The following is a 25,683-nucleotide window of genomic DNA, read 5'->3' on the forward strand; positions in this document are numbered from 1 at the left end:
CAGGCCCGCGCACTGCCTGGGCGCGGGGGGTTGTCGTGCAGCGACACGGTTTGTCGAAGAAACGCAGCGGAAACCGAATGGGCCGACTGGCGGCCCGCTACAGGTTGTTCATCAGTTTTCGCACGCCGGCCACATGGCGGCGGCTGACGGTCAGGGCCTCTCCGTTCATGCCCTTGAGATAGAGCTGGAAATGGCCCAACGGGGTGCGCTGCAGCCGCTCGATGCGCTCGCGGGCCACCAGCGCGTTGCGGTGGATGCGCACGAAACGCTCACCGAATTCGTCCTCCAACGCCTTGAGCGGCTCATCCAGCAGCACCTCGCCATGTTCATGGCGCAAGGTCACGTACTTGTGGTCGGCGATGAAGAAGATCACCTGGTCCAGGGGGATCAGCTCGATGCCTTTCCGGGTCCGCGCGCTGATATGACTTCGGGGACCGCTCCCGCTGACCGCAGCAGGACGGGTCAGCGCAGCAAGTTGCACGCGGTTGGGACGCTCGGCCTTCTTCAGGGCCTCCACCAGGGACTCGGTACGCACGGGCTTGACCAGGTAGCCCACGGCACTGACCTGGAAGGCCTCCAGGGCGAACTCGTCGTGGGCCGTGCAGAAGATCACCGCCGGCGGCGCTTCGCGTTCGCATAGCTTGGCGGCCACCTGCAGACCGTCCAGGCCGGGCATTCGAATGTCGAGCAGAACGACATCCGGCTTGAGGCTGTCGATCAGGGTGAGTGCCTCCTCGCCATTGCTGGCGGCAGGCTCCAGTACTCGGTACCCCTCGAGGTCGCCGACCAGACGGCTGAGGCGCTCGCGGGCTAGGGGTTCATCGTCGACGATCAGGACATTCATATCGCACGGGCTTCCTGCGTGAGTCTCGCACAAGGATAGCGTAGACAGGTGAAGTGGCGGCCGTCACGGCGCTCCACGCTGAGACTTGCCCGCGGCCCGAAAAGTGCCGCCAGGCGCGCATCGATATTGCGTAGAGCCTGCTGGGTTCCGCGCGATGGCGACTGCTCCCGGGTCTCTTCGTAAGGGTTGCTCACGCAGAGGCGGAACATGCCATCGCGATAATCCGCTTCGATTCTTACCAGCCCCCCTTCGATGCGCGGCTGGATGCCGTGGATCAGGGCATTTTCCAGCAACGGCTGCAGCGTCAATTGGGGGATGGGCAGATCGTCCGGTACTTCATCCACTTGCCAATCCAACTGTAGCCGGTCTCCGAGACGATATTGCTCGATCGAGAGATATCGTTTCGCCAGTTCCACTTCCTCGCCCCAGTCGACCAGGGTGCCGGGCTTGGCCAGGCTGGCACGGAATATGTCGGAAAGGTCGAGGACGGCCTGCTCGGCCTTGTCCGGATCGATCACCACCAGGCTGGCGATGCTGTTCAGGCTGTTGAACAGGAAGTGCGGGCGGATGCGCGCCTGCAGGGATTCGATGCGCGCCTTGAGTTCGGCCTGCTGCTGCTTGCGCCACTGGCTCTGCAGGTAGAAATAGCGCAGCAACAACGCGGACATGATCAGGCTGATCAGTCCATGGCGCAGGTAGAGGTTGACCTCGCCATCGCGCGGCAGCGGCCCGCCGAGGTCGAAATAATCGGCCAACGCGGTACCGGCCACGGTCAGGCTCACCACCAGGGCGCAGCACAGGCCTCCGGCGAGGGCCGCCCGCATGCGCGCCAGCACCGGCCTGAGCTGGCACAGCAGCGCCGCCGAGAGCAGGACGATCCATTGCACGAACAGGGAGGTCAGGGCCAGGCGCACCCAGTTGAAGCTGGGCAACATCGGCTCGGCCAGCACCAGGACCAGGACCAGCAGTTCGGCCAGCAGCACCAGCCCGAGCAAAGCCTCGGGCAGGCACAATTCCGGCAGGAAGAAGTCGTCGTTGGCGGTTTTGGAACGCGCTTTCTTTTTCAGGCGCTTCGGCATTCCGGATATTTCCCCAATGGCCCGGCGAGCGACCAGAGGGGGTCGCCAGGCAAAAGCCTGTACTGAACCATCAAACCCACGGCGATTCCGTGAAGGCAGCGGCAATCTGCCCAGCCCCCGACCGGACAGGCCGCGCCGGTTTTTCCGGCAACACTGTTATTATCGACGGTATTTTCCGGCCCATCGGCTTTCTTTCACCTTCTTCCGCACCGAGTGAACCCATGAGCACCGACAAGACCAACCAGTCCTGGGGTGGCCGCTTCAGCGAGCCCGTCGACGCCTTCGTCGCCCGTTTCACCGCGTCCGTAGACTTCGACAAGCGCCTGTACCGCCACGACATCATGGGCTCCATCGCCCATGCCACCATGCTGGCAAAGGTCGGCGTGCTCAGCGACGCCGAGCGCGACGCCATCATCGACGGCCTGAAGCAGATCCAGGGCGAGATCGAGACCGGCAGCTTCGACTGGCGCGTTGACCTGGAAGACGTGCACATGAACATCGAAGCGCGCCTGACCGACCGCATTGGCATCACCGGCAAGAAGCTGCACACCGGCCGTTCGCGCAACGACCAGGTCGCCACCGACATCCGCCTGTGGCTGCGCGACGAAATCGACACCATCCTCGGCGAAATCACCCGCCTGCAGCAGGGCCTGCTGGGCCTCGCCGAAGCGGAAGCCGACACCATCATGCCCGGCTTCACCCACCTGCAGACCGCCCAGCCGGTGACCTTCGGCCACCACCTGCTGGCCTGGTTCGAGATGCTCAGCCGCGACTACGAGCGCCTGGTGGACTGCCGCAAGCGGGTCAACCGCATGCCGCTCGGCTCGGCCGCACTGGCCGGCACCACCTACCCGATCCAGCGCGAGATCACCTGCCAGCTGCTCGGCTTCGACGCCGTTGGCGGCAACTCCCTGGACGGCGTGTCCGACCGTGACTTCGCCATCGAATTCTGCGCCGCCGCCTCCCTGGCGATGATGCACCTGTCGCGTTTCTCCGAAGAGCTGGTGCTCTGGACCAGCGCCCAGTTCCAGTTCATCGACCTGCCCGACCGCTTCTGCACCGGTTCCTCGATCATGCCGCAGAAGAAGAACCCCGACGTGCCCGAGCTGGTACGCGGTAAGTCCGGCCGGGTGTTCGGCGCCCTCACCGGCCTGCTGACCCTGATGAAGGGCCAGCCGCTGGCCTACAACAAGGACAACCAGGAGGACAAGGAACCGCTGTTCGACGCCGCCGACACCCTGCGCGACAGCCTGCGCGCCTTCGCCGACATGGTCCCGGCCATCAAGCCCAGGCGCGAGATCATGCGCGAAGCGGCCCGCCGCGGCTTCTCCACCGCCACCGACCTCGCCGACTACCTGGTGCGCAAGGGCCTGCCCTTCCGTGATTGCCACGAGATCGTCGGTCACGCGGTGAAGTATGGCGTGGACACCGGCAAGGACCTGGCCGAGATGAGTCTCGACGAGCTGCGCCAGTTCAGCGACCAGATCAGCGGCGACGTCTTCGCCGTGCTGACCCTGGAAGGCTCGGTGAACGCCCGCGACCATATCGGTGGCACCGCGCCGAACCAGGTCCGTGCCGCCGTCCAGCGTGGCAAGGACCTGCTGGCCAGCCGCTGACCGCTCTCCGGGTGGCGCCCCGCGCCGCCCGGCCTCCCCGATGACAGGACATCGCCATGACCAACGACATTGATGAGGGTGAAGAGGCCTTCGCCGAGGCCACCCTGACCCAGGCCATCGAGAACCAGATCGAGGCCGGCGATCCGCCCGCCGCTCGCGCCACCTTCAACAAACTGACCCTGGTGGGTTACGAGCGCGAGGAAATCCTCCAGCTGATGGCCCTGGTCCTGGCCCACGAAATCGACGCCATGCTCGCGGCGGACCGCCCATTCGACAGCGAATGGTACGAAAGGGCCTTGCGGGCACTGCCGGACCTGCCCGAAGATCAGGCCTGACCTCGCCTACACTCCACAGACTCCAGAATCCGGCCGGCCATCGCCGGCCATTGCAGTACAACAAGAACAAGGAGCGACCATGGTTTTCACCCCCGAACTCATCGCGGAATTCGAACTGCTAGCCCTGTTCAACCTGGACAACACCCAGGAAGGCCTGAAGGTTCACAACAACGCCAACCCCAGAGCCCAGGCCGCTGTCATGCGCTTGCACCAGAAAGGCCTGATTACCCAGCCCGACGGCGGTTACCTGACCAGCCTCGGACTCGACGCAGCCGAACACGTCCAGGCGCTACGCACCATCCTCACGCGCCAGCCCGCCTGACTCCGCCGCTCAAGCCGGCAACCTGACGGGCGATACAATGCCGATGCCTGCCGGCGGTGAAAACCGCCGGCGAGCCTCCAGCATCGGGACATGAACAGAGCATGACGCACACCCAGGAAATCCGCCCGGACATCGACGACGGCATCGACCGCAAGGTCCTCGCACAACTGCGCGCCCGCTTCTTAAGGATCAATGAAGGCCGCCTGGAGCGAGCCATGCAGGCTCTGTCCAGCCGCCAGCAGCTGGTCCTGAAGCTGTTGCCGTTGCTGTTCCACGTCAATCATCCGCTGCTTCCCGGCTACGTATCCGGCACCGCGCCGGCCGGACTCTCCGCCTTCGAGCCCGATGACCAGCTGCTGGCCGAAGTCCAGCGACTGACCCGTTCCTTCGCCTACAAGGCGCGGCGCGGTCCGCAGCCGATGCCCATCCACGGCCTGTTCCTGATGGGCAGCCTGGGCACCATCGCCCAGGCCGAACAGAGCGACATGGATATCTGGGTCTGCCACGCGCCGGAGCTGGACGCCGCCGCCCTCACCGAGTTGCAGCGCAAATGCACGGCCCTGGAAGAGTGGGCGGCCAGCCAGGGGGCCGAGGCGCACTTCTTCCTGATCGACCCGGCGCGCTTCACCCAGGGCGACCGCGAAACGCGGCTGACCTCCGACGACTGCGGTACCACCCAGCACTACCTGCTGCTGGACGAGTTCTATCGCACCGCCATCTGGCTCGCCGGGCGCACCCCGCTCTGGTGGCTGGTGCCGGTGTACGAGGAAGCCCGCTACGCCGAGTACGCCAGTACGCTGCTGTCCAAGCGTTTCATCCGTGCCGAGGAAGTCCTCGACCTTGGCCACCTGGCGCACATCCCGCCCGGCGAATTCATCGGCGCCAGCATGTGGCAGCTGTTCAAGGGCATCGAGTCGCCCTACAAGTCGGTGCTCAAGCTGCTGCTCACCGAGGTGTACGCCAGCGAGCACCCGCAAGTGGCCTGCCTGTCGCTGCGCTTCAAGGAAGCGGTCTACGCCAACCGCCTGGATCTGGATGAGCTGGACCCTTACATGGTGGTTTACCGCCGCCTGGAGGAGTACCTGCGTGAACGCAACGAAACCCAGCGGCTGGAACTGATTCGCCGCTGCCTTTACCTCAAGGTCAACAAGAAGCTCAGCCGGCCGCCGCGCAACCGCAGCAAGAGCTGGCAACGCCTGTTGCTGGAACGCCTGACCGCCGAGTGGCACTGGCCGCATCGGCAACTGGCGATGCTCGACAGCCGCAGCCAGTGGAAGGTGCGCCAGGTGCTGGCCGAGCGTCGCGCGCTGGTCAATGAACTCACCTACAGCTACCGCTTCCTGTCCCAGTTCGCCCGCAGCGAACGGGTCATCAGCCCCCTCAGCAGCCGCGACCTGGGCGTGCTCGGACGGCGCCTCTACGCAGCCTTCGAGCGCAAGGCAGGCAAGGTGGAGTTCATCAACCCGGGAATCGCCCCGGACATCGCCGAAGACACCCTGACCCTGGTGCAGTGCCCCAGCCCGGAGGCCGGCGGCGAGACCCAGTGGGCGCTATTCTCCGGCAGCCTGAATGCCCTGGAGTGGCAGGACTTCGCGCCGCTCAAGCGCAGCCGCGAACTGATCCCCTTGCTCGCCTGGTGCCATCGCAATGGCGTGATCGATGCCGGCACCCGCCTGTCCCTGCATCCGGGCACCAGCGACCTGACCGAAAACGAACTGTCCAACCTGCTGGCCAGCCTGCAACAGAGCTTCCCCCAGCCGCTGGGACAGGTGGGTGAAAGCGCCCTGTTGCGCGCAGCGGTGCCATCGGCGGTGCTGCTGCTGGTGAACGTCGGGGTCGACCCGCTGAAGCAGCACAGTCAGAAGAACCTGCACATGCTCACCGAGCGCACCGACGCCCTGGGCTATTCCGGGGTGCGCGAGAACCTGGTGGTGACCATCGACCAGGTCGTCCTGAACAGCTGGAACGAGATGCTGGTGAGCCGCTATGAGGGCCCCGACGCCCTGCTCGCCTGCCTGCGCGACCACCTCAACAGCCTGCCCGCCAGCGGCGAACGGCCCGGCCTGCGGGTGCGCTGCTTCTGCCGCAACCGTGCCCAGGCCATCGGCCAGCGGGTGCAGGAGCTGTTCGATGACACCCAGGGCCTGCTCGGCGCTGCCGGCGTACCGCGCTTCCTGCTGCAGGTACAGCAGCGCTTCCACGTGCTGCAACTGCAACCGGGCCAGGTCAGCCACGCGAGCCTCGCCGACCTGCCGGCCCTGGTGGAACACCTCGGCCGCGACCTGCCGGGCTACAGCCCGCTACAACTGGACCGGCATGCACTGGAGGACCAGGACCTGGCGGTCATCCTCCCCCTGGGCCGGCCGAACTGCATCCAGGTGTTCTATCGCCAGCTCGGCGAGATCGCCGAAATCAGCCTGCTGGACGAAAACAACGCCCTGTGGCGCCGGCGCCTGCCGTTCCACGATGAACAGAGCCTGCTGACCCCGCTGCACCGCTTCCTGCAGTCGCTGCTCTACCGGCGCAATGCCCTGCTGCCGCTGGACAACTCCGCAGCCGCGCCGCTGCCGGAAATCTTCTATTACGAGGTGGTGCGCCAGGGCCACCAGCTGGAGCCCCGCGCCGCGCCGTCAGCCGCGGTCAGCCATCCCTTCTATGACGTGCAGGCCATTGTCGAGCCGGCCGAGCCGGGACAGGTGCATGTGACGCTCTACTGCAACCACCGCGAGTTCTCCGAGCTGGAATACGGCGCCGGCCTGTTCGCCGCCGTGGCCCGACACATCCTCGCCCAGCGCCGCGTGCCGGAACCCTACCCCTGCTACATCACCGACCTCGACCTGTCGCGGGTGACAGGCCGGGGCCAGGCGCAGACGGTGCACTACCTGCGTTACAAGGTTGAACTGGAAGAAAGGCTGAACCGCGCCTTGCGCGACGGTTGAATCGGCGGGATGCGGCTACCTGTGGGGGCGATTTCAATCGCGAATGAATTCGCTCCCACAGCACGGGGTGTACAAATCAGCGCCCGTATTCGCCGGCTGCCTCGGGCTGGTACTCGATGGCCAGCAGCGTCAGCTTGAGGGTCTTGCCGCCGGGCACCGGCCAGTCGATATGCTGGCCGACGGTCAGGCCGAGCAACGCGCTGCCCACCGGAGCGAGGATGGATACCTTGCCTTCGCCACCGGCGTCTTCCGGGTAGACCAGGGTCAGGTGATAGTCCTTGCCGCTGCTTTCTTCGCGGCAATGCACGCGGGAATTCATGGTGACGACGCCCGGCGGAACCTCCTCGTGGCCAACCACCTGGGCGCGAGCCAGCTCGCGTTCCAGCGCCTCGGCGGCGGGGCCGAACTCCTCCAGGCTGTCGAGCAGGCGCTCCAGACGTTGCAGGTCGAGACGGGTAATGGTGATGGACGGGTGGGTGTTCATGGCGAACGCGCGACTCCTTTGCAGGTTACGAAAAAAGCGAAACCCCGCCCGAAGGCGGGGTTTCAGATTTTGTCTGGCCGGACAAATTGCCCGGAAGCCCGACAGTACGTCAGGCCACCAGCAATTGGCAAGACCGCCCGGTCAGTCCGGCGCGGGGCGCCGTCTTTGCTGGGCAGAGGCGCAGATTTCGCGGCGCCGCTGGTCGCTGGCCCCGCCCCACTCGCAGATTTCCGCAAGGGTGCGGCCACATCCGACGCAGACGTCGGTATCGTCCAGACAACAACGCCGGATGCACGGCGACGGGCAGCGTTCCGCGGGCGCGCTGTCAGAGTTCGTCGAACTCAATGTCTTCGCCCGCCTGCTCGCGGGTCACACGGTTGAGCAGCTCGCCCAGGGGCTCTTCGCTGCTGTCGCAGATCCAGCGACCGCTGGCCTGGTCATAGTCGAAGTGGAAGCCCCCCGAACGCGCCGCCACCCAGAGCTGGCGCAGCGGCTCCTGGCGGCTGAAGATCAGCTGGCTGCCGTTCTCGAAGCGCACGGTCAGGACGCCGCCGCTGTTTTCCAGGTCCAGGTCCAGGTCGCTGTCGTCGAACACGTCTTCCACGCGCTCCTGGACTTCGTCCACCAGGTCGTGGAACTGGGCTTCGCTCAAACTCATCAGGGTCTACCTCAGGGCATCAATGGGGGTGAAGGGCGACGGTAGTCACCCAGGCTCTGTCCGGTCCAGCGGCGAAACGCACGGCTCAGGGAGCCGGGCTCGCTGAATCCGACCAGGAAGGCGATATCGGCCAACTCAAGGGCGGGATCGCGCAAATAGTGCAGCACCAGTTGCTGGCGCGTCTCGTCCACCAACCGGCTGAAGGATAACCCGGCCTCGCGCAGGCGGCGCTGCAAGGTACGCGGGCTCAGCGCCAGGGCCTCGGCCAGGTGCTCCAGGTCCGGCCCTTCGGCGGACAGCTGTGCAGCCAGCAGTTCGCGGGCGCGGTCCAGCACGCTGTGGCCCTGGCGCAGCTCGCCGAGCAGGCGCTCGGCGTAGTCGTCGAACAGCCGGCGGACATCGGCATCGGCCTGGCCGAGGGGCGTGGCGAGCAGGCGCCTGGGGAAGACCAGCGCGTTGTCCGCCTGACCGAAGAGCACCGGGCAACGGAATACCCGCTGGTATTCCGTGGTATCCGCCGGCGCCGGATGCTGGAAGCGCACCTCGGTCGGCGAGATGTCCAGCCCGGTGATCCAGCGGCCGAAGGTCACCCAGGCGGAAAGGGTTTCTTCCGCCAGCAGTGCACGCTGCTGCGGCAGGATGGACTCCCAGCTGTGCGCCACCTGGGGTTCCAGGCCTTCGCGGGGCGGCTCGTCGGCAAGCTCGACCCGGCCCAGGTTGCCCACCAGCGCCGCATAGCGCGCCTGCCGATGCAGGGCATCGGCCAGGGTGGCGCAGCTCATCAGCAGGAAGCCCAGCACGCCGTAGTGGCCCGGACGCACCGCCTCGCCCAGGTGCAGGCCGAGGTGGGGATCGCCGGTCAGCCGCGCGGCGTGGCCGAGCAGATCGAGACAGGCACTGGCGGCGATGCGCTGGTCACGCTGGGCCAGAATCGCGGGGGTCAGCTGGACATGGCCGAGCAGCTCGGCAGGGGCCACGCCGAACTGTTCGATGCGCGTCACCAGGCCTTGCAGATAGGCGACCGAGACCGAGCCGGCGAGGGTTGCGGCGTTGTCCATGAGAGCTCCTTCGCAGGCCGCCAATGCTAGCTCCGCACAGGCCCGCAGGCCACGCCGGACGGGAATTTCGCTGAATAGGCAAGGCGTCGGGGGGTCGGTATACTCCGGAACAATTCACGTTTTCTGCAAGGATTCCGTCATGAAGCGACTCCACGCCCCCTTCGTCGCGCTGCTCGCCGCCGCCTGCCTGCTGGCCGGCTGCGGCCAGAAAGGCCCGCTCTACCTGCCCGACGACGAAAAAGCGGCGAAAGAACACCAGAAAGACGTGTACATCCGCTGATCGGGGGAGCAGTCATGGACGCTTTCACGTACCGCGACGGGGAGCTGTTCGCGGAAGGCGTAGCGCTGTCCGATATCGCCGCTCGCTTCGGCACGCCCACCTATGTCTATTCCCGCGCCGCCATCGAAGCCGGCTACAAGGCTTACGCCGACGCCCTGGCCGGTAATCCGGGCATGGTCTGCTACGCGGTCAAGGCCAATTCCAACCTTGGCGTGCTGAACCTGCTGGCCCGCCTGGGTGCAGGTTTCGACATCGTTTCCAGCGGTGAGCTGGAGCGCGTGCTGGCCGCTGGCGGCGACGCCTCGCGCATCGTCTTCTCCGGCGTCGGCAAGAGCCGCGACGACATGCGCCGCGCCCTTGAAGCCGGCGTGCACTGCTTCAACGTCGAATCGGACAATGAGCTGGAACGCCTGCAGAACGTGGCGGCGGCCATGGAGATGAAGGCGCCCGTGTCCCTGCGGGTCAACCCGGACGTGGATGCCGGCACCCATCCGTACATCGCCACCGGCCTGAAGGAAAACAAGTTCGGCATCGCCATCGACGAGGCCGAAGCCGTCTATGCCAGGGCCGCCAGCCTGCCGAACCTCGAAGTGATCGGCGTCGACTGCCACATCGGCTCCCAGCTCACCAGCCTGGAGCCCTTCCTCGATGCCCTCGACCGCCTGCTGGCCCTGATCGACCGGCTGAACGAGCGCGGCATCGCCATTCGCCACCTGGATCTGGGCGGCGGCCTAGGCGTGCGCTACCGCGACGAACAGCCACCACTGCCCGGCGAATACATCCAGGCGGTGCGCCAGCGCATCGCTGGCCGCGACCTGGAGCTGCTGTTCGAGCCCGGCCGCTCCATCGTCGCCAATGCCGGCGTGCTGCTGACCCAGGTGGAATACCTCAAGCACACAGAACAAAAGGATTTCGCCGTGATCGACGCGGCCATGAATGACCTGATCCGACCGGCGCTCTACGAGGCCTGGATGGACGTGGTGCCGGTGCAACCGCACGGCGGCGCCGAGCGCACCTACGACCTGGTTGGCCCGATCTGCGAGACAGGCGACTTCCTCGCCCGCGAGCGCAATCTGGTGCTCGCCGAGGGTGATCTGCTGGCGATTCGCTCCGCTGGCGCCTACGGTTTCGTGATGAGCTCCAACTACAACACCCGCGGCCGCGCCGCCGAGGTGCTGGTGGATGGCGAGCAAGCCTTCGAGGTGCGCCGCCGCGAAACGATCGAAGACCTTTACGCCGGCGAAAGCCTGCTGCTGCAGTGAGGGCGCATCCATGCTATTGCGCTTCACCAAGATGCACGGCCTCGGCAACGACTTCATGGTCCTCGACCTGGTCAGCCAGCACGCCCATATCCAGCCCAAGCACGCCAAGCAGTGGGGCGACCGCCACACGGGCATCGGTTTCGACCAGCTGCTGATCGTCGAAGCGCCGACCAACCCGGACGTCGACTTCCGCTACCGCATCTTCAACTCCGATGGTTCGGAAGTGGAGCAGTGCGGCAACGGCGCGCGCTGCTTCGCCCGCTTCGTCATCGACAAGCGCCTGACGGTGAAAAAGCGCATCCGCGTGGAAACCAAGAGCGGCATCATCGAACTGGATGTCCGTCCGGACGGGCAGGTGACCGTGGACATGGGCCCGCCGCGCCTGGTCCCGCAACAGATTCCCTTCATCGCCGACGCCGAAGCCCTGAGCTACCCGGTAGAAGTGGACGGCCAGACCGTCGAACTGGCAGCGGTTTCCATGGGCAACCCCCATGCCGTGCTGCGCGTCGATGACGTCGCCACTGCCCCGGTGCACAGCCTGGGGCCGAAGCTGGAGCACCATCCGCGCTTCCCGCAGCGGGTCAACGTGGGCTTCCTGCAGATCGTCAACCGCAAGCAGGCGAAACTGCGCGTCTGGGAACGTGGCGCCGGGGAAACCCAAGCGTGCGGCACCGGCGCCTGCGCCGCAGCGGTTGCCGCGATACGCCAGGGCTGGATGGACTCCCCGGTACAACTCGATCTGCCCGGCGGCCGCCTCTCCATCGAGTGGGCCGGCCCGGGTCAGCCCGTTATGATGACCGGACCCGCCGTCCGCGTATTCGAAGGACAGGTTCGCCTATGACCGACCAGCACCAGGAAGCGCCGCAGCACCTCGACTCCGAGACGGTGGCCGCTTACCTGCGCCTCCATCCGGAGTTCTTCGTCCAGCATGAAGAACTGATTCCCGAGCTGCGCATCCCCCATCAACCCGGTGAAGCCGTGTCCCTGGTGGAACGCCAGGTGAAGCTGCTCCGCGAGCGCAACATCGAGATGCGCCATCGCCTTTCGCAGTTGATGGATGTGGCGCGGGAAAACGACCGCCTGTTCGACAAGACCCGTCGCCTGGTGCTCGACCTGCTCGATGCTGCCAGCCTGGAAGAAGTCGTAAGTGCAGTGGAAGACAGCCTACGCCATGAGTTCCAGGTGCCTTTCGTCAGCCTCATCCTGTTCAGCGAAAACACCCTGCCGGTGGGCCGAAGCGTCACCAGCGCCGAAGCGCACCAGAGCATCGGTGGCCTGCTGGTCGGCGGCAAGACCATCTGCGGCGTGCTGCGCAGCCATGAGCTGGAGTTCCTGTTCGGCGCGCAAGAGCGCGAGCAGGTCGGCTCGGCGGCCGTGGTCGGCCTGAGCCACCAGGGCCTGCACGGCGTGCTTGCCATCGGTAGCCCGGACCCGCAGCACTACAAGAGCTCCCTCGGCACCCTGTTCCTCGGCTACATCGCCGAAGTGCTGGCCCGGGTACTGCCGCGCTTCGCTACACCCCTGCGTTCGGTGAGATAAGCCGCGGCGCATTCCAAGGAAGCCCCATGAATGCCGACCTGGACGCCTACCTGAGTCATCTGCGCAGCGAGCGCCAGGTGTCGGCCCATACCCTGGACGGCTACCACCGCGATCTGCTCAAGGTGCGCGCGCTCTGCGAGAGGTCCGGCATCGCCGACTGGAATGACCTGGACGTCCGCAGCCTGCGCAGCATCGTCGCCCGGTTGCACCAGGACGGCCTGTCCAGCCGCAGCCTCGCGCGCCTGCTGTCGGCTGTGCGCGGCCTCTACCAGTACCTGATCCGCGAAGGCCGCTGCCGTCACGACCCGGCCAATGGTCTGGCCGCGCCCAAGGGTGCCCGCCGCCTGCCGCGCGCCCTCGACGCAGACCGCGCGCAGCAGTTGCTGGACGGTGGCGTGGAAGACGATTTCATCGCCCGCCGCGACCAGGCCATGCTGGAGCTCTTCTATTCCTCCGGCCTACGCCTTTCCGAACTGGTGGGGCTGGACCTGGACGGCCTGGACCTCTCCGCCGGCCTGGTGCGGGTGCGCGGCAAGGGCAACAAGATCCGCGAGCTGCCGGTGGGCAGCAAGGCCCGCGAGGCCATGGAAGCCTGGCTGCCCCTGCGTGCGGCGGCCAATCCGGGCGACCGCGCGGTCTTCATCAGCCGACAGGGCCGCCGCCTGACGCCTCGCGCCGTTCAGTTGCGCGTGCGCGAGGCCGGAGTTCGTGAGCTGGGCCAGCATTTGCATCCGCACATGCTGCGGCATTCCTTCGCCAGCCATATGCTGGAGTCATCCCAGGACCTGCGAGCCGTACAGGAATTGCTCGGCCACGCCGACATTTCCACAACCCAGATCTACACCCACCTGGACTTCCAGCACCTGGCCGCGGTCTATGACCAGGCCCATCCAAGGGCGAAGCGAAAGGGAGCGGACGAATGAGTATCCAGCTGATCACTTTCGACCTGGACGACACCCTCTGGGACAACCGGCCGGTGATCGAAGGCGCCGAAACCGCCATGCGCGACTGGCTGATGGAGCACACGCCGGCGCTGGGCGCCCTGCCGGTGGAACACCTCTGGGCCATTCGCGGCGAGGTCCTCGCTGCCGAGCCGGCCCTCAAGCACCGCCTCAGCGAGCTGCGCCGGCGCACCTTGCGCCGAGCCCTCGAGGGCGTTGGCTACGCCGCCGAAGACGCCGTCGACCTGGCCGAAGGCGCCTTCCAGGCCATGCTTCATGCACGCCATCGCATCACCTTCTTCCCCGACACCGTGCCCACCCTGGAACGCCTCGCCATGCGCTACAGCCTGGGCGTGATCACCAATGGCAACGCCGACGTGCGCCGTCTGGGCCTGGCCGACTACTTCAAGTTCGCTCTCTGCGCCGAAGAGCTGGGCATCGGCAAACCCGACCCGGTGCCTTTCCTTGAAGCGCTGAAGCGCGGTGGCGTCAGCGCCGGAGAAGCCGTGCACATCGGCGACCATCCGGCCGATGACATCGAAGGCGCTCGCCGCGCCGGCCTGCGCGCCATCTGGTTCAATCCGCAAGGCAAGGAATGGAGCGGCGAACAGCTGCCCGATGCCGAAATCACCAGCCTGCGGGAACTGCCCGAGGTACTGGCGCGCTGGGCCAGGTGGCACTGAGGGGCAGGCGCCACTCACCCTGCAAGACCGGCTTCGCCCCGCTCTTCACGTCGCTTTTCCCGCGCCCATGAAAAAGCCCGCCAAGGCGGGCTTTTCGACGGGGGCCGGCCTCAGATGGGGCGGCTGCCGTACTTGCTGTCCGGCTTCTTCGGCGGGTCGGCAACCACGTTGGGTTCGACCTCCTGCACCTTGCCACCACGGGCCAGGAATTCTTCCATGGCCTTGGCCAGGGCATCACGCTCTTTCTGCTTGGCTTCGATGCTGGGCAATTCTTCGACTTCGACCGCAGCCTTGGCCTTCTTCCCGGAGGGGGCAGGGGCCTCGCCGTCGTCGTCGCTGTCGCCGTCATCGGCTGCAGCCAGCTCCTCGCCGTCGTCCTCGTCGGCCGCGTCCAGCTCGTCTTGTTCCAGTTCTTCGTCGCTCATGTTCTACCTCATGCCTTGCCAAAGCAGGTTAGTTATAGCCCAGCCGCGCCAGCTTTCTAACGCTGCCGGAAAAATTTCAGGACGCCTCGCCCTGCAAGGTCGCCAACACCCGGCGCGCACCGCCCTGATCGCGGTGCTCACCCAGATAGACACCCTGCCAGGTGCCCATCGCCAGTTGTCCGTCCCGCACGGGAAGACTCAGCTGGCAGCCGAGCAGGCTGCCCTTGAAGTGCGCGGGCAGATCGTCCGGCCCTTCATAGTCATGTTCATAGCCGCTTTCACCCTGGGGCACCAGTCGATTGAAGAATCGCTCGAAGTCCCGGCGTACCGCGGGATCGGCATTCTCGTTCACCGTCAGTGACGCCGACGTGTGCTGCAGCCAGAGGTGCAACAGACCGACGCGATAGCGCCGCAGTTCCGGCAACGCCACGAGGATTTCCTCGGTGACCAGATGGAAGCCTCGCGGCCTCGGGCGCAAGGTGATCAGGGTCTGCTGCCACATCCGCAAATACCTGTCTCGGCTCGTACGGGCGGCATTCTAGCGCGGCCGATAAAAAAGCAAAGGGCGCCTTTCGGCGCCCTTTTCGGCAGTGCTGCCAACTTCCCCGCCGGCAGCTGCCGGGCGGGGAAATCATCAGGATCAGAGGTTGTAGCCGCGCTCGTTGTGCTGAGCCAGGTCGAGGCCGACGGTCTCTTCCTCTTCGTTGACGCGCAGGCCCATGACCACGTCCAGCACCTTCAGGATCACGAAGGTCACGATGCCGGTGTAGACCACGGTGAAGGCCACGCCTTCGAACTGGATGAGCAGCTGGGCACCGATGTCTTCCACGGCGCCGAAACCACCCAGGGCAGGCGCTGCGAATACGCCGGTCAGCAGGGCGCCGACGATACCGCCGATGCCGTGTACACCGAAGGCGTCCAGGGAGTCGTCGTAGCCCAGCTTGCGCTTCAGGCTGGTGGCGCTGAAGTAGCAGATCACGCCGGCAGCCAGGCCGATGATCAGGGCGCCCATCGGGCCGACGGTGCCGGCAGCCGGGGTGATGGCGACCAGGCCGGCAACCACGCCGGACGCGATACCCAGGGCGCTCGGCTTACCGTGGGTCAGCCACTCGGCGAACATCCAGCTCAGGGCAGCGGCAGCGGTGGCGATCTGGGTGACCAGCATGGCCATGCCGGCAGTACCGTTGGCGGCCACGGCGGAACCGGCGTTGAAGCCGAACCAGCCGATCCACAGCATGGCGGCGCCCACCAGGGTGTAGCCCAGGTTGTGCGGGGCCATCGGGGTGGTCGGATAACCCTTGCGCTTGCCCAGCACCAGGCAGGCGACCAGGCCAGCCACACCGGCGTTGATGTGCACCACGGTGCCGCCGGCGAAGTCCAGCACGCCCCAGTCCCACATCAGGGCGCCGTCACCGCTCCACACCATGTGGGCGATCGGCGCATAGACCAGGGTGAACCAGACGGCCATGAACACCAGCATGGCGGAGAACTTCATGCGCTCGGCAAAGGCACCCACGATCAGGGCGGGGGTGATGATGGCGAACGTCATCTGGAAGGTGACGAATATGCTCTCGGGGAAGGCCGCGACCAGGCTGTCGATGCCGACGCCGCTGAGGAACGCCTTGGAGAAGCCGCCGACGAAGGAGCTGAAGTTGAGTACGCCCTGCTCCATGCCGGTGGTATCGAAGGCCAGGCTGTAGCCGTAGACCACCCAGAGGATGCTGATCAGACCGGTGATGGCGAAGCATTGCATCATCACCGACAGAACGTTCTTGGACCGCACCATGCCGCTATAGAACAGCGCCAGGCCGGGGATGGTCATGAACAGGACCAGTGCGGTGGCGGTAAGCATCCACGCCGTGTCGCCACTGTTCAACACTACCTCGTCGGCGGCCATGGCCAGGCCAGGGGTAACGAGGGACAAAAGGGCTCCTAGCCCTGCGGTTTTACGCAGAGTCATGTTGTTTTCTCCTGGGGCGTTGGGGTTCGGAGGCTTGGTTAGATCGCGTCGGTGCCGGTTTCGCCGGTACGGATACGAATGGCCTGTTCCAGATTGACGACGAAAATCTTGCCGTCACCGATCTTGCCGGTGTTGGCAGCCTTGGTGATGGCCTCGATCACGCGGTCCAGCTGGTCGTCAGCGATGGCCACGTCGATCTTCACTTTCGGCAGAAAATCGACAACATATTCCGCACCGCGGTACAGCTCGGTGTGGCCCTTTTGCCGTCCGAAGCCCTTGACCTCGGTGACAGTGATGCCCTGCACGCCGATCTCAGACAACGACTCGCGCACGTCGTCGAGCTTGAAAGGCTTGATGATGGCGGTGACTAGCTTCATGAAACTCTCTCCCGTGTTTGGTTGACTTGCCCCAGGAAAAACACGAACCCGGGTCAAGTCTAAGCGCAGTGTCTGGCTTTTGTAACGCGTCGGCCCGCCCTGGCTCGGGACTCCGACACCAACCAACCGCTTCTGGCGAAACACTCCCCCGCCTCGCCTGGTGCACCGGTACTGCATCGGTGCATGCGTCGATCTGCTCTAAGCAGAATTCTTGCCAGCTCCAGGGAAAGTGCCTTTTTTCAAGAAGATACTGGCTGGATGCCAGTCAGATCGGCTCAACAGACCACTTGCATCGCACCAAAGCAGTGCATGGCGCCCCAGGGCGTTGCTCAAAAAGCGTGCACCGGCCATCGCCGGACCGGCGCCTGGGAGCAGCGTGGTAGACTCCCGCCCATTCACTTTCGGATGCCCGCCATGCTGCCGCCCAAAGCCCTGCTCGATACCCTCGCCTCCACCGCCTCGCGCCTGTTCAGCAGCGACAGCCCGCTGCCCCGCGCCGAGGTCGAAGCCCAGTTCAAGGTCCTGCTGCAGAGTGCCTTCGGCAAACTCGACCTGGTCAGCCGCGACGAGTTCGACAGCCAGATGGTGGTGCTCGGCCGTACCCGCGCGCGCCTGGAAGCGCTGGAAGCCAAGGTCGCGGAACTGGAAGCCAAGTTGAACCCGCCACCGGCGGAGTGACACCACTCCGGCCCGGCTTACCGATCAAGGAGTGATCAATGTCCCTGGCCATCGTCCACAGTCGCGCGCAGGTCGGCGTCGAAGCCCCTGCCGTGACCGTCGAAGCCCACCTCGCCAACGGCCTGCCGTCCCTCGCCCTGGTAGGCCTTCCGGAAACCGCGGTGAAGGAAAGCAAGGACCGCGTGCGCAGCGCGATCCAGAACAGCGGCTTCGACTTCCCTCCCCGCCGCATCACCCTCAACCTCGCCCCGGCCGACCTGCCGAAAGACGGTGGCCGCTTCGATCTCGCCATCGCCCTTGGCGTGCTCGCCGCCAGCGGCCAGCTGCCGGCCAACGCCCTGGAAGAGGTGGAGTGCCTGGGCGAACTGGCGCTCTCCGGCTCCCTGCGCCCCGTGCAGGGCGTATTGCCCGCCGCACTGGCCGCCCGCGCCGCCGGCCGCACCCTGGTGGTGCCCCGGGAGAACGCCGAGGAAGCCAGCCTCGCCAGCGGCCTCAAGGTCCTGGCAGCCGGGCACCTGCTGGAGCTGACCGCGCACTTCGCCGGCCATACGCCGCTTGCCCCCTACCAGGCCCAGGGCCTGGTGGAAGATCGCCCGCCCTACCCCGACCTCGCCGATGTCCAGGGCCAGGTGGCCGCCAAACGCGCCCTGCTGGTGGCTGCCGCCGGCTGCCATAACCTCTTGTTCTGCGGACCACCAGGCACCGGCAAGACGCTGCTCGCCAGCCGCCTGCCCGGGCTGTTGCCGCCACTGGAAGAGCAGGAAGCCCTGGAAGTGGCAGCGATCCATTCAGTCGCCAGCCACGCGCCCTTGCAAAGCTGGCCCCAGCGACCTTTCCGCCAGCCCCACCACAGTGCCTCCGGCGCGGCCCTGGTGGGCGGAGGTAGCCGCCCCAAACCCGGCGAGATCACGCTGGCGCACCAAGGCGTGCTGTTCCTCGACGAACTCCCCGAATTCGACCGCAAGGTGCTGGAGGTCCTGCGCGAGCCACTGGAGAGCGGTGAGATCGTCATTGCCCGCGCCCATGACAAGGTGCGTTTCCCCGCGCGCTTCCAGCTGGTGGCGGCGATGAACCCCTGCCCCTGTGGATATCTTGGTGATCCCGGTGGCCGCTGCCGCTGTACCCCGGAGCAGATCCAGCGCTATCGCAGCAAGCTGTCCGGCCCCTTGCTTGACCGCATCGACCTGCACCTGACCGTCGCCCGCGAAGCCACCGCACTGCAACCTCCCACCAGCACCGGTCCTGGCAGCGCGGAGGCCGCCGCCGAGGTCGTCCGGGCGCGGCGCCTGCAGCTCCGGCGCCAGGGCTGCGCCAACGCCTTCCTCGACCTGAAGGGGCTGCGCCAGCACTGCCTCCTCGCCGCCGACGACCGCAGCTGGCTGGAAGACGCCTGCGAGCGCCTCAACCTGTCGCTGCGCGCAGCCCACCGCATCCTCAAGGTGGCTCGGACCCTGGCCGATCTGGAGCAGGTTGAAAACATCGCCCGCCATCACCTGGGAGAGGCGCTGCAGTACCGGCCGGAGCCCATGTCTTGACCCATTAAAAACTATCAAAACATGCAACCTGAAAGACGTTCTCTATTCATCCTGTTAGAATGCCACGCCTTCCGCCCTTGGCGGCCATCCGATTACAAGGAGAGCTAGCTCAATGGAGGCACGTTCGTCTTCGCAATCCACCCTCAATCCGCCGGTCTTTTTCGGCTCCGCCATCCTCATCATCGCCCTGGTGCTCTACAGCACCCTCGCCCGTGACCAGGCACAATCACTGTTCGGTCACATCCAGGACTGGATCATCGTCAACGCCAGCTGGTTCTACGTCCTCACGGTGGCGCTGATCCTCATCACCGTGGTCTTCCTCGCGGTCAGCCGCTTCGGCGACATCAAGCTCGGTCCCGACCACAGCCGGCCGGACTACCGCAACAGCACCTGGTTCGCCATGCTCTTTTCCGCCGGCATGGGCATCGGCCTGATGTTCTTCGGCGTTGCCGAGCCGCTGATGCACTACGCCAACCCGCCGGTGGGCGATGCCAACACGGTAGCGGCCGCCAAGGAGGCCATGAAGCTGACCTTCTTCCACTGGGGCCTGCATGCCTGGGCGATCTACGCCATCGTCGCGCTGATCCTGGCGTTCTTCTGCTTCCGCCACGACCTGCCCCTGACCCTGCGCTCGGCGCTCTACCCGCTGATCGGCGAGCGCATCCACGGCCTCATCGGCCACGCTGTGGATATCTTCGCCATCCTCGGCACCGTGTTCGGTGTGGCCACCTCCCTCGGCTACGGTGTGCTGCAGATCAACAGCGGCCTCAACCACCTGTTCGGCCTGCCGGTGAGCGTGCCCGTGCAACTGGCGCTGATCGCCGGCACCTGTGCCCTGGCGACCCTGTCGGTGGCCAGCGGGCTGGACCGGGGGATCCGCTTCCTCTCCGAATTCAACCTGCTGCTGGCGGTGATCCTGCTCGCCGTGGTGCTGGTCCTGGGGCCCACCGTGTTCCTGCTCAAGACCTTCATCCAGAACACCGGCGGCTACCTCTCGGAAATCGTCAGCAAGACTTTCAACCTCTACGCCTACGAGTCCAGCGACTGGATCGGCGGCTGGACCCTGCTCTACTGGGGCTGGTGGCTGTCCTGGTCGCCCTTCGTCGGCCTGTTCATCGCGCGCATTTCCCGCGGCCGCACCATCCGCCAGTTCGTCTGCGGAGTCCTGTTCGTCCCGGCCGGCTTTACCCTGTTGTGGATGACGGTATTCGGCGACACCGCCATCCACATGGTGCTGCAGGAAGGTGTCCGCAGCCTGGCGGACACCGTGGCGCAGGACAGCGCGCTGGCGCTCTTCGCCTTCCTCGAACAGTTCCCCTTCTCCGCCCTGCTGTCGCTGGTGGCGGTGCTGATGGTGGTAGTGTTCTTCGTCACCTCCGCCGACTCCGGCGCCCTGGTGGTGGACATGCTGGCGTCCGGCGGCCGCGAGGTGACGCCGCTCTGGCAGCGCCTGTTCTGGTCGATCCTGATGGGCGTGGTGGCCATGGCGCTGCTGCTGGCCGATGGCCTCAAGGCGCTGCAGACCGCGACCATCGCCAGCGCCCTGCCCTTTGCCATCGTCCTGCTCGCGGCCACCTGGGGCCTGCTCAAGGCCCTGCGCCTGGACGCCACCAAGCGCGGCATCCGCTACCAGGCGCTCAACCTCTCACGGCCGGCCCAGCGCCAGCACGGCGGCTGGCAGCGGCGCCTGCGCAATATCCTGATGTTCCCGCGCCGCAGCCATGTCACCCGCTTCATCGATGAGGTGGTGCGCCCGGCCTGCCAGGAAATCTCCGAGGAACTGCGCAAGCAGGGCTACAGGGTCGAGGTGCAGAACGGCGAGGACGGCCGTTGCCGACTTAACGTCGGCCACGGCGCCGAGGTGGATTTCATCTATGAGGTGCGTCCACGGGCCTTGCCGCTGCCGGCCTTCGTCAGCCGCGATGGCGAGGAGAGCCAGGACTCGCGCAAGTACTTCCGCGCCGAGGTCTACCTGCGCGAAGGCGGGCAGGACTACGACGTGATGGGCTGGAGCCGCGACGAGGTGATCGGCGACCTGCTCGACCAATACGAGAAGCACCTGCACTTCCTCCACGTCGTGCGCTGAGGCAGCTCCTCCCCCGAAACATTTATCCACAGCCTGGCGCTGCCCCATTGGCGCCGGGCTGCGATACTCGCCGCCTCGTCCCACGGAGTCCGGCATGACCAGCTTCAACCTCGGCCCCCTTGCCATTCCCATGCAGCACGGGCTGCTCTACCTCGGCTTCTTCGCGGCGCTGTTCGCAGGCTGGCTGGCCGGGCGTCGGCGCAAGACCAACCCCGAGGGTGTGCTGTTCGCCATGCTGATCGGCGGACTGGTGGTGGCGCGGCTGGCGTTCGTCGGGCAGTACTTCGAGCAGTACGCAGCCAGGCCCCTGAGCCTTGTGGATATCCGCGACGGCGGTTTCCTCTTCTGGCCGGGCCTTGTCAGCGCCGCACTGATCGGTGTCTGGCTCGCCTGGCGAAAGCCTGCGCTGCGCCGGTCACTGGCGATCGCCGTGCTGGTCGGCGGCAGCCTCTGGGGAAGCAGCCTGGCGCTGGTCTCGGCCCTGGAGCGCAGCCGCCAGCTGCCGGAGCTGAGCCTGGTGGACTTGCAGGGCAATCCGGTGGACCTGCGCGCTCTGGATGGCCGCCCGCTGGTAGTCAACCTCTGGGCCACCTGGTGCCCGCCTTGCCGTCGCGAAATGCCGGTGCTGGAAGCGGCGCAGAAAGCCAATCCCGATGTACGTTTCCTGCTGGTGAACCAGGGCGAGCACGCCGAAGCGGTGATCCGCTATCTCGCCGAGCAGGGCCTGGCTCCCCGGGAAATCCTGCTCGACAGCGGCAATCGCCTGGGCCAGGCCACAGGGTCGTTCGGTCTACCCACCACCCTCTTCTACGACGCCAAAGGCAGGCTGAACCACAGCCATATGGGCGAGCTTTCCAGCGCCAGCCTCGAACATGGGCTGCGCCAGTTGCCCTAGCCCAGCAATTCCACTGGCGGCAGTGCCATTGCCGCCACTTCGTCCTTGAGAAAGTCACGCAGCCGGCACAGGCGATCCTGGCCGCTGCGGGCGCGGGGCCAGACCAGGTAATAGCTGTCGCCGCTGGCCACCGCCGTTGGCCAGGGCAGGCCGATGCGGCCCTGGGCGACGTCCTCGGTCACCATCACCAGATCGCCGATGGACACGCCGTAGCCCCGCGCGGCGGCGACTATGCCCAGCTCCAGGGTGTCGAACACCTGTCCACCCTTGAGCGAAACCTCCTCATCGAGGCCCATGCGCTGCAGCCAGCGGCGCCAATCGCGGCGGTCCGGCGTCGGGTGCAGCAGTTCGGTGGCCTGCAGGCGTGCAAGGCTCCAGGGCTCGCGGGCCTGGGATGGCTCACAGACCGGAATCAGCCATTCGCTGAACAGCAGGGTCACCTCCCAGTCCTGGCTGAAATGGCCGTCGCTGAGCAGCACCGCGCAATCGAAGGGCTCGTGCTGGAAGTCCACCTTGTCCACGTCCATCCAGGCGCTGGTCAGCTGCACCTCGATGTCGGTGTTGAGATGACGGAAACGGCTGAGGCGCGACAACAACCAGCGCATGGTCAGGGTGGAGGGTGCCTTCAGGCGCACCGTGGCATCGTCGACCCGCAGCGTGGTGCAGGCGCGCTCCAGGGCATCGAAACCCTCGCGCAGGCCGGGCAGCAGCATGCGGGCCGGCTCCGTGAGCTGCAGGTTGCGCCCCTGGCGCTCGAACAGGCGACAGGAAAAATGCTCCTCCAGGGTGCGGATGTGCCGGCTCACCGCGCTCTGGGTGATGGCCAGCTCCTCGGCGGCACGGGTGAAGGACGCATGGCGGGCGGCGGCTTCGAAGGCACGCAGGGCGTAGAGCGGGGGCAGGCGGCGCGACATATGCCTCGAGCTATGAGTAATAGTTATGGATGGCATCATTTTTTTCCTTTTGTGCCGATCCGGCAAGGCTCGGAGAATTGCTGAATCCAATGCCGGCAAGGGATTGCCCGGCTCTCCGAAACAGTGAGCCTTACTCATGCCTCAGAGCATACGCAATGAACTGGTGGCCATCCTGCGCCTGGCCGGACCGCTGATCGCGGCCCAACTGGCCCACGTGGTGATGGTCTTCACCGACACCGTGATGATGGGCCTGATCGGCCCCGAAGCCCTGGCCGGTGGCGGCCTCGGCGCGGCCAGCTATTCCTTCGTGTCGATCTTCTGCGTCGGCGTGATCGCTGCCGTGGGCAACCTGGTCGCCATCCTCCATGGCGCCGACGACAAGGCCGGCGCCACCCGCCTGACCCAGAGCGGGCTCTGGCTCGCCCTCGGCATGGCGCTCGGCGCTGGCCTGCTGCTGTGGCACCTGAAGCCCGTCCTGCTCGCCTTCGGCCAGGCGCCGGAGAGCGTGGAAGGCGCCATGCGCTTCCTCTCCACCCTGATCTTCGCCCTGCCCGGCTATCTCGGCTTCATGGCCCTGCGCGGCTTCACTAGCGCCATCGGCCGCCCAGGCCCGGTGATGGCCATCAGCATCGGCGGCGCCCTGGCCAACTTCCTGCTGAACTACGCGCTGATCCACGGCATGTTCGGCCTGCCGCGCCTGGGCCTGGCGGGTATCGGCCTGGTCACCGCAACGGTGATGAACGGCATGGCGCTGCTGCTGGCCTGGCACATCGTGCGCAACCCGGCCTACGCCGCCTACCCCCTGCTCAAGGGGCTGCTGCAGCCGTCCCGCGAGGCGCTGGCCGAACTGCTGCGGCTGGGACTGCCGATTGGCGGCACCTATGCGGTGGAATCCGGCCTGTTCGCCTTCGCCGCCCTGTGCATGGGCGCCCTCGGCAACACCCAGCTGGCCGCGCACCAGATCGCCATCCAGTCGGTGTACGTAGCCTTCATGGTGCCGGTCGGCATCTCCTACGCGGTGACCTTCCGCATCGGCCAGCACTACGGCGCCGCCCGACTGGAGGACGCGCGCCGCGCCGGGCGACTGGGCATCGGCTTCGGCGCCAGCTGCATGCTCGCCTTCGCGGTGCTGTTCTGGGCGGCGCCGGAATGGGTGGTGGGGCTGTTCCTCGACCGCCACGCCGCGGAGTTCCACGACATCGTGCAACTGGCCGTGAGCCTGCTGGCGGTAGCGGCGTGGTTCGAGCTCTTCGACGGCACCCAGACCATCGCCATGGGTGCGATCCGTGGCCTGAAGGACGCCAAGACCACCTTCCTGGTCGGACTCGGCTGCTACTGGCTGGTGGGTGCGCCGGCGGCCTGGCTGCTGGCCTTCCCCCTGGGCTGGGGCGCCAGCGGGGTCTGGTGGGGCCTGGCGCTCGGACTGGCGTGCGCCGCATTGGGGCTGACCCTGGGCTTCGAGTGGAAGACCGCGCGGCTGCTGCGGCCCAATGTGAAATCAGCAGCAGGCCGGGCCATCGAGGTTCATCCGTAAGGGTGCGCCATGCGCACCGACTCGAAGGTCAAGCGTCCCCCCGTGTGCGCGGCGCACCCTGCGGGTGACGCTCGCACAGGGGGATGAGCGGCTCAGGGCTCCTGGCTGGCGAACCGCGCCTGGCGGGCGCCGAACACCAGGAAGCGCGCCAGCTCGGCCAGGGGCAGCGGCCTGCTGATCCAGTAACCCTGGATCTGGTCGCAGCCGAACTGGCGCAGCAGCGACAGCTGCTCGGCGTTTTCCACGCCCTCCGCCACCACTTCCAGATTGAGGTTCTGCGCCAGGTGGATCATCGCCTTCACCAGTTGGCGATTCTCCGGCCGGTCGTGCATGCCGCCGACGAAGCTCTTGTCGATCTTCAGCAGGGCAATGGGCAGGCTGTGGAGGTGGACGAAGGACGAGAAGCCGGTGCCGAAGTCGTCCAGGGAGAAGCGCACGCCTAGCCGCCCCAGGGCGTCCATGGTCTGGCGTACCTGCTCGCTGCGGCGCATCACAGCGGTTTCGGTCAGCTCGAACTCCAGCCAACGCGCGTCGACGCCGCGCTCGTGGATCAGCCGGCTCAGGGTGGAGAGCAGCTGGCTGTCCTGGAACTGGCGGAACGACAGGTTCACCGCCATGTGCAACGGCGGCAGGCCGCGGCCGCGCAGCCACTGCATGTCGCGCAGGGCGCGGGAGATCACCCAGTACCCCAGGGGCACGATCAGTCCGCTTTCCTCGGCCAGTGGCACGAATTCATTGGGGGTGAGCAGGCCACGCTCGCCGTGGCGCCAGCGCACCAGCGCCTCGAGGCCGAGAATGTTGCCGGTCTTCAGGCACAGCCGCGGCTGGTAATGCAGCTCCAGCTCGTCGCGGCGCAGGGCGCGGCGCAGGGTGTCGACGTCCAGATGCCGGCGCACCAGCCAGTCGCTGACGCCCTGGGGGGCCTCGGCCGGTTCCTCTTCCAGCAACAGGATGATCGGCAGCGGACAACGCCCGGCGGAAGGCAACAGGCGGGGGGTGCAGAGCACCAGGGCGCAATCCAGGTCGTCCATCAGACCGCTGGCGGCGTCCCAGGAGCCGGCGGTGATGAGGGGGGATGCACTGCCCATCGCGGCCAGGAGGTCGCGAAGCAAGACGGCCCAGGCCGGCGATTCCGCCAGCAGGAGCATACGCATGGGCTCGACTAGTGCGGACAAATGACCTCCCCGGGGTCATGGACACTTCGGCGCTTTCGCGCCAGTTAGCGCCACTTTCGGCGTC

At 66.4% G+C, this 25,683-nt stretch carries 27 protein-coding genes; 15 read left to right on the top strand and 12 right to left on the bottom strand.

All coding sequences use genetic code 11. The features are described from left to right. Positions 1-97 precede the first annotated feature (97 nt). Positions 98-844 (bottom strand): LytR/AlgR family response regulator transcription factor, encoded by a 747-nt coding sequence (locus ACFW0B_RS05180; RefSeq protein ID WP_449146881.1) that lies wholly within the window; start codon positions 842-844, stop codon positions 98-100. After that, positions 841-1,923 (bottom strand): sensor histidine kinase, encoded by a 1,083-nt coding sequence (locus tag ACFW0B_RS05185; protein WP_449146882.1) that lies wholly within the window; start codon positions 1,921-1,923, stop codon positions 841-843. The genes ACFW0B_RS05180 and ACFW0B_RS05185 overlap by 4 nt, the downstream gene beginning before the upstream one ends. A gap of 221 nt (positions 1,924-2,144) precedes the next feature. Between ACFW0B_RS05185 and argH the strand changes: the two genes are divergently transcribed. The 4 genes from argH to ACFW0B_RS05205 all read left to right on the top strand — a co-directional run bounded on the left by argH (position 2,145) and on the right by ACFW0B_RS05205 (position 7,135). Then, positions 2,145-3,539, top strand: coding sequence for an argininosuccinate lyase (argH, locus tag ACFW0B_RS05190; RefSeq protein ID WP_449146883.1), 1,395 nt, complete (start codon positions 2,145-2,147; stop codon positions 3,537-3,539). A 56-nt stretch (positions 3,540-3,595) separates the two neighbouring features. Next, positions 3,596-3,874 carry a hypothetical protein gene (locus ACFW0B_RS05195; protein WP_449146884.1) on the top strand — a complete coding sequence of 93 codons (279 nt, stop codon included), beginning with the start codon at positions 3,596-3,598 and terminating at the stop codon, positions 3,872-3,874. 79 nt (positions 3,875-3,953) lie between these two features. Continuing rightward, positions 3,954-4,196 carry a TIGR02647 family protein gene (locus tag ACFW0B_RS05200; RefSeq protein WP_449146885.1) on the top strand — a complete coding sequence of 81 codons (243 nt, stop codon included), beginning with the start codon at positions 3,954-3,956 and terminating at the stop codon, positions 4,194-4,196. A gap of 101 nt (positions 4,197-4,297) precedes the next feature. Next, complete coding sequence (locus tag ACFW0B_RS05205) at positions 4,298-7,135, top strand: class I adenylate cyclase (RefSeq protein ID WP_449146886.1); 2,838 nt, start codon at positions 4,298-4,300, stop codon at positions 7,133-7,135. Between the two features lie 76 nt (positions 7,136-7,211). Here the strand turns inward: ACFW0B_RS05205 and rnk are convergent, their stop codons facing one another. The 4 genes from rnk to ACFW0B_RS05225 all read right to left on the bottom strand — a co-directional run bounded on the left by rnk (position 7,212) and on the right by ACFW0B_RS05225 (position 9,335). Beyond that, positions 7,212-7,619, bottom strand: coding sequence for a nucleoside diphosphate kinase regulator (gene rnk / locus ACFW0B_RS05210; RefSeq protein WP_449146887.1), 408 nt, complete (start codon positions 7,617-7,619; stop codon positions 7,212-7,214). Between the two features lie 141 nt (positions 7,620-7,760). Continuing rightward, positions 7,761-7,964, bottom strand: a complete 204-nt coding sequence (locus ACFW0B_RS05215; RefSeq protein WP_449146888.1) for a DUF1289 domain-containing protein — start codon at positions 7,962-7,964, stop codon at positions 7,761-7,763. Then, positions 7,945-8,277: an iron donor protein CyaY gene (gene cyaY / locus ACFW0B_RS05220; protein WP_151138319.1), complete on the bottom strand. Its 333-nt coding sequence runs from the start codon at positions 8,275-8,277 to the stop codon at positions 7,945-7,947. Before cyaY ends, ACFW0B_RS05215 begins: the two co-directional genes overlap by 20 nt. An 11-nt stretch (positions 8,278-8,288) precedes the next feature. Continuing rightward, positions 8,289-9,335, bottom strand: a complete 1,047-nt coding sequence (locus ACFW0B_RS05225; RefSeq protein ID WP_449146889.1) for an AraC family transcriptional regulator — start codon at positions 9,333-9,335, stop codon at positions 8,289-8,291. Between the two features lie 139 nt (positions 9,336-9,474). Between ACFW0B_RS05225 and lptM the strand changes: the two genes are divergently transcribed. The 6 genes from lptM to ACFW0B_RS05255 are packed head-to-tail and all read left to right on the top strand — an operon-like array spanning position 9,475 to position 14,040. Next, entirely contained in the window at positions 9,475-9,615 is a 141-nt protein-coding gene (gene lptM, locus ACFW0B_RS05230; RefSeq protein ID WP_280289636.1) for an LPS translocon maturation chaperone LptM, read from the top strand. A 14-nt stretch (positions 9,616-9,629) separates the two neighbouring features. Continuing rightward, positions 9,630-10,877 carry a diaminopimelate decarboxylase gene (gene lysA / locus ACFW0B_RS05235; protein WP_449146890.1) on the top strand — a complete coding sequence of 416 codons (1,248 nt, stop codon included), beginning with the start codon at positions 9,630-9,632 and terminating at the stop codon, positions 10,875-10,877. 10 nt (positions 10,878-10,887) lie between these two features. Next, entirely contained in the window at positions 10,888-11,718 is an 831-nt protein-coding gene (gene dapF, locus ACFW0B_RS05240; RefSeq protein WP_449146891.1) for a diaminopimelate epimerase, read from the top strand. After that, the gene (locus ACFW0B_RS05245; RefSeq protein ID WP_449146892.1) at positions 11,715-12,416 is read left to right on the top strand and encodes a DUF484 family protein; all 702 of its coding nucleotides are present in this window, start codon (positions 11,715-11,717) and stop codon (positions 12,414-12,416) included. The genes dapF and ACFW0B_RS05245 overlap by 4 nt, the downstream gene beginning before the upstream one ends. A gap of 26 nt (positions 12,417-12,442) precedes the next feature. After that, positions 12,443-13,339 (top strand): tyrosine recombinase XerC, encoded by an 897-nt coding sequence (gene xerC, locus ACFW0B_RS05250; RefSeq protein ID WP_449146893.1) that lies wholly within the window; start codon positions 12,443-12,445, stop codon positions 13,337-13,339. Further along, positions 13,336-14,040 (top strand): HAD family hydrolase, encoded by a 705-nt coding sequence (locus ACFW0B_RS05255; protein ID WP_449146894.1) that lies wholly within the window; start codon positions 13,336-13,338, stop codon positions 14,038-14,040. Before xerC ends, ACFW0B_RS05255 begins: the two co-directional genes overlap by 4 nt. A 110-nt stretch (positions 14,041-14,150) precedes the next feature. On the opposite strand, the gene sutA is transcribed toward ACFW0B_RS05255, so the two are convergent. The 4 genes from sutA to glnK form a co-directional block, all read right to left on the bottom strand. Next, positions 14,151-14,465, bottom strand: coding sequence for a transcriptional regulator SutA (gene sutA, locus ACFW0B_RS05260; RefSeq protein ID WP_449146895.1), 315 nt, complete (start codon positions 14,463-14,465; stop codon positions 14,151-14,153). Positions 14,466-14,541: 76 nt separating this feature from the next. Further along, positions 14,542-14,967 carry a secondary thiamine-phosphate synthase enzyme YjbQ gene (locus ACFW0B_RS05265; RefSeq protein ID WP_449146896.1) on the bottom strand — a complete coding sequence of 142 codons (426 nt, stop codon included), beginning with the start codon at positions 14,965-14,967 and terminating at the stop codon, positions 14,542-14,544. Between the two features lie 138 nt (positions 14,968-15,105). Then, the gene (locus tag ACFW0B_RS05270) at positions 15,106-16,425 is read right to left on the bottom strand and encodes an ammonium transporter (protein ID WP_449146897.1); all 1,320 of its coding nucleotides are present in this window, start codon (positions 16,423-16,425) and stop codon (positions 15,106-15,108) included. Between the two features lie 38 nt (positions 16,426-16,463). Further along, positions 16,464-16,802, bottom strand: coding sequence for a P-II family nitrogen regulator (gene glnK / locus ACFW0B_RS05275; RefSeq protein WP_003457590.1), 339 nt, complete (start codon positions 16,800-16,802; stop codon positions 16,464-16,466). Between the two features lie 414 nt (positions 16,803-17,216). Here glnK and ACFW0B_RS05280 point away from each other — a divergent pair, with 414 nt between their 5' ends. The 4 genes from ACFW0B_RS05280 (at position 17,217) to ACFW0B_RS05295 (ending at position 21,996) form a co-directional block, all read left to right on the top strand. Beyond that, positions 17,217-17,480, top strand: a complete 264-nt coding sequence (locus ACFW0B_RS05280) for an accessory factor UbiK family protein (protein WP_151138346.1) — start codon at positions 17,217-17,219, stop codon at positions 17,478-17,480. Between the two features lie 38 nt (positions 17,481-17,518). Then, a complete protein-coding gene (locus ACFW0B_RS05285) occupies positions 17,519-19,015 on the top strand; it encodes a YifB family Mg chelatase-like AAA ATPase (RefSeq protein ID WP_449146898.1) in 1,497 nt (498 codons plus the stop codon). A 112-nt stretch (positions 19,016-19,127) separates the two neighbouring features. Further along, positions 19,128-21,101 (top strand): BCCT family transporter, encoded by a 1,974-nt coding sequence (locus ACFW0B_RS05290; RefSeq protein ID WP_449146899.1) that lies wholly within the window; start codon positions 19,128-19,130, stop codon positions 21,099-21,101. Positions 21,102-21,195: 94 nt separating this feature from the next. Beyond that, positions 21,196-21,996, top strand: a complete 801-nt coding sequence (locus ACFW0B_RS05295) for a prolipoprotein diacylglyceryl transferase family protein (RefSeq protein WP_449146900.1) — start codon at positions 21,196-21,198, stop codon at positions 21,994-21,996. On the opposite strand, the gene ACFW0B_RS05300 is transcribed toward ACFW0B_RS05295, so the two are convergent. Further along, on the bottom strand, positions 21,993-22,910 hold the full coding sequence (locus tag ACFW0B_RS05300) for a LysR substrate-binding domain-containing protein (RefSeq protein ID WP_449146901.1): 918 nt from the start codon (positions 22,908-22,910) through the stop codon (positions 21,993-21,995). The genes ACFW0B_RS05295 and ACFW0B_RS05300 overlap by 4 nt on opposite strands. Before the next feature lie 136 nt (positions 22,911-23,046). Here ACFW0B_RS05300 and ACFW0B_RS05305 point away from each other — a divergent pair, with 136 nt between their 5' ends. Beyond that, a complete protein-coding gene (locus ACFW0B_RS05305) occupies positions 23,047-24,444 on the top strand; it encodes a NorM family multidrug efflux MATE transporter (protein WP_449146902.1) in 1,398 nt (465 codons plus the stop codon). 92 nt (positions 24,445-24,536) lie between these two features. Here ACFW0B_RS05305 and ACFW0B_RS05310 read toward each other — a convergent pair whose 3' ends face one another. Beyond that, entirely contained in the window at positions 24,537-25,619 is a 1,083-nt protein-coding gene (locus ACFW0B_RS05310; RefSeq protein WP_449146903.1) for a putative bifunctional diguanylate cyclase/phosphodiesterase, read from the bottom strand. Positions 25,620-25,683 lie beyond the last annotated feature (64 nt).

Origin of the sequence: Metapseudomonas phytobenefica (assembly GCF_043392685.1) — a bacterium.
Classification (GTDB): domain Bacteria; phylum Pseudomonadota; class Gammaproteobacteria; order Pseudomonadales; family Pseudomonadaceae; genus Metapseudomonas.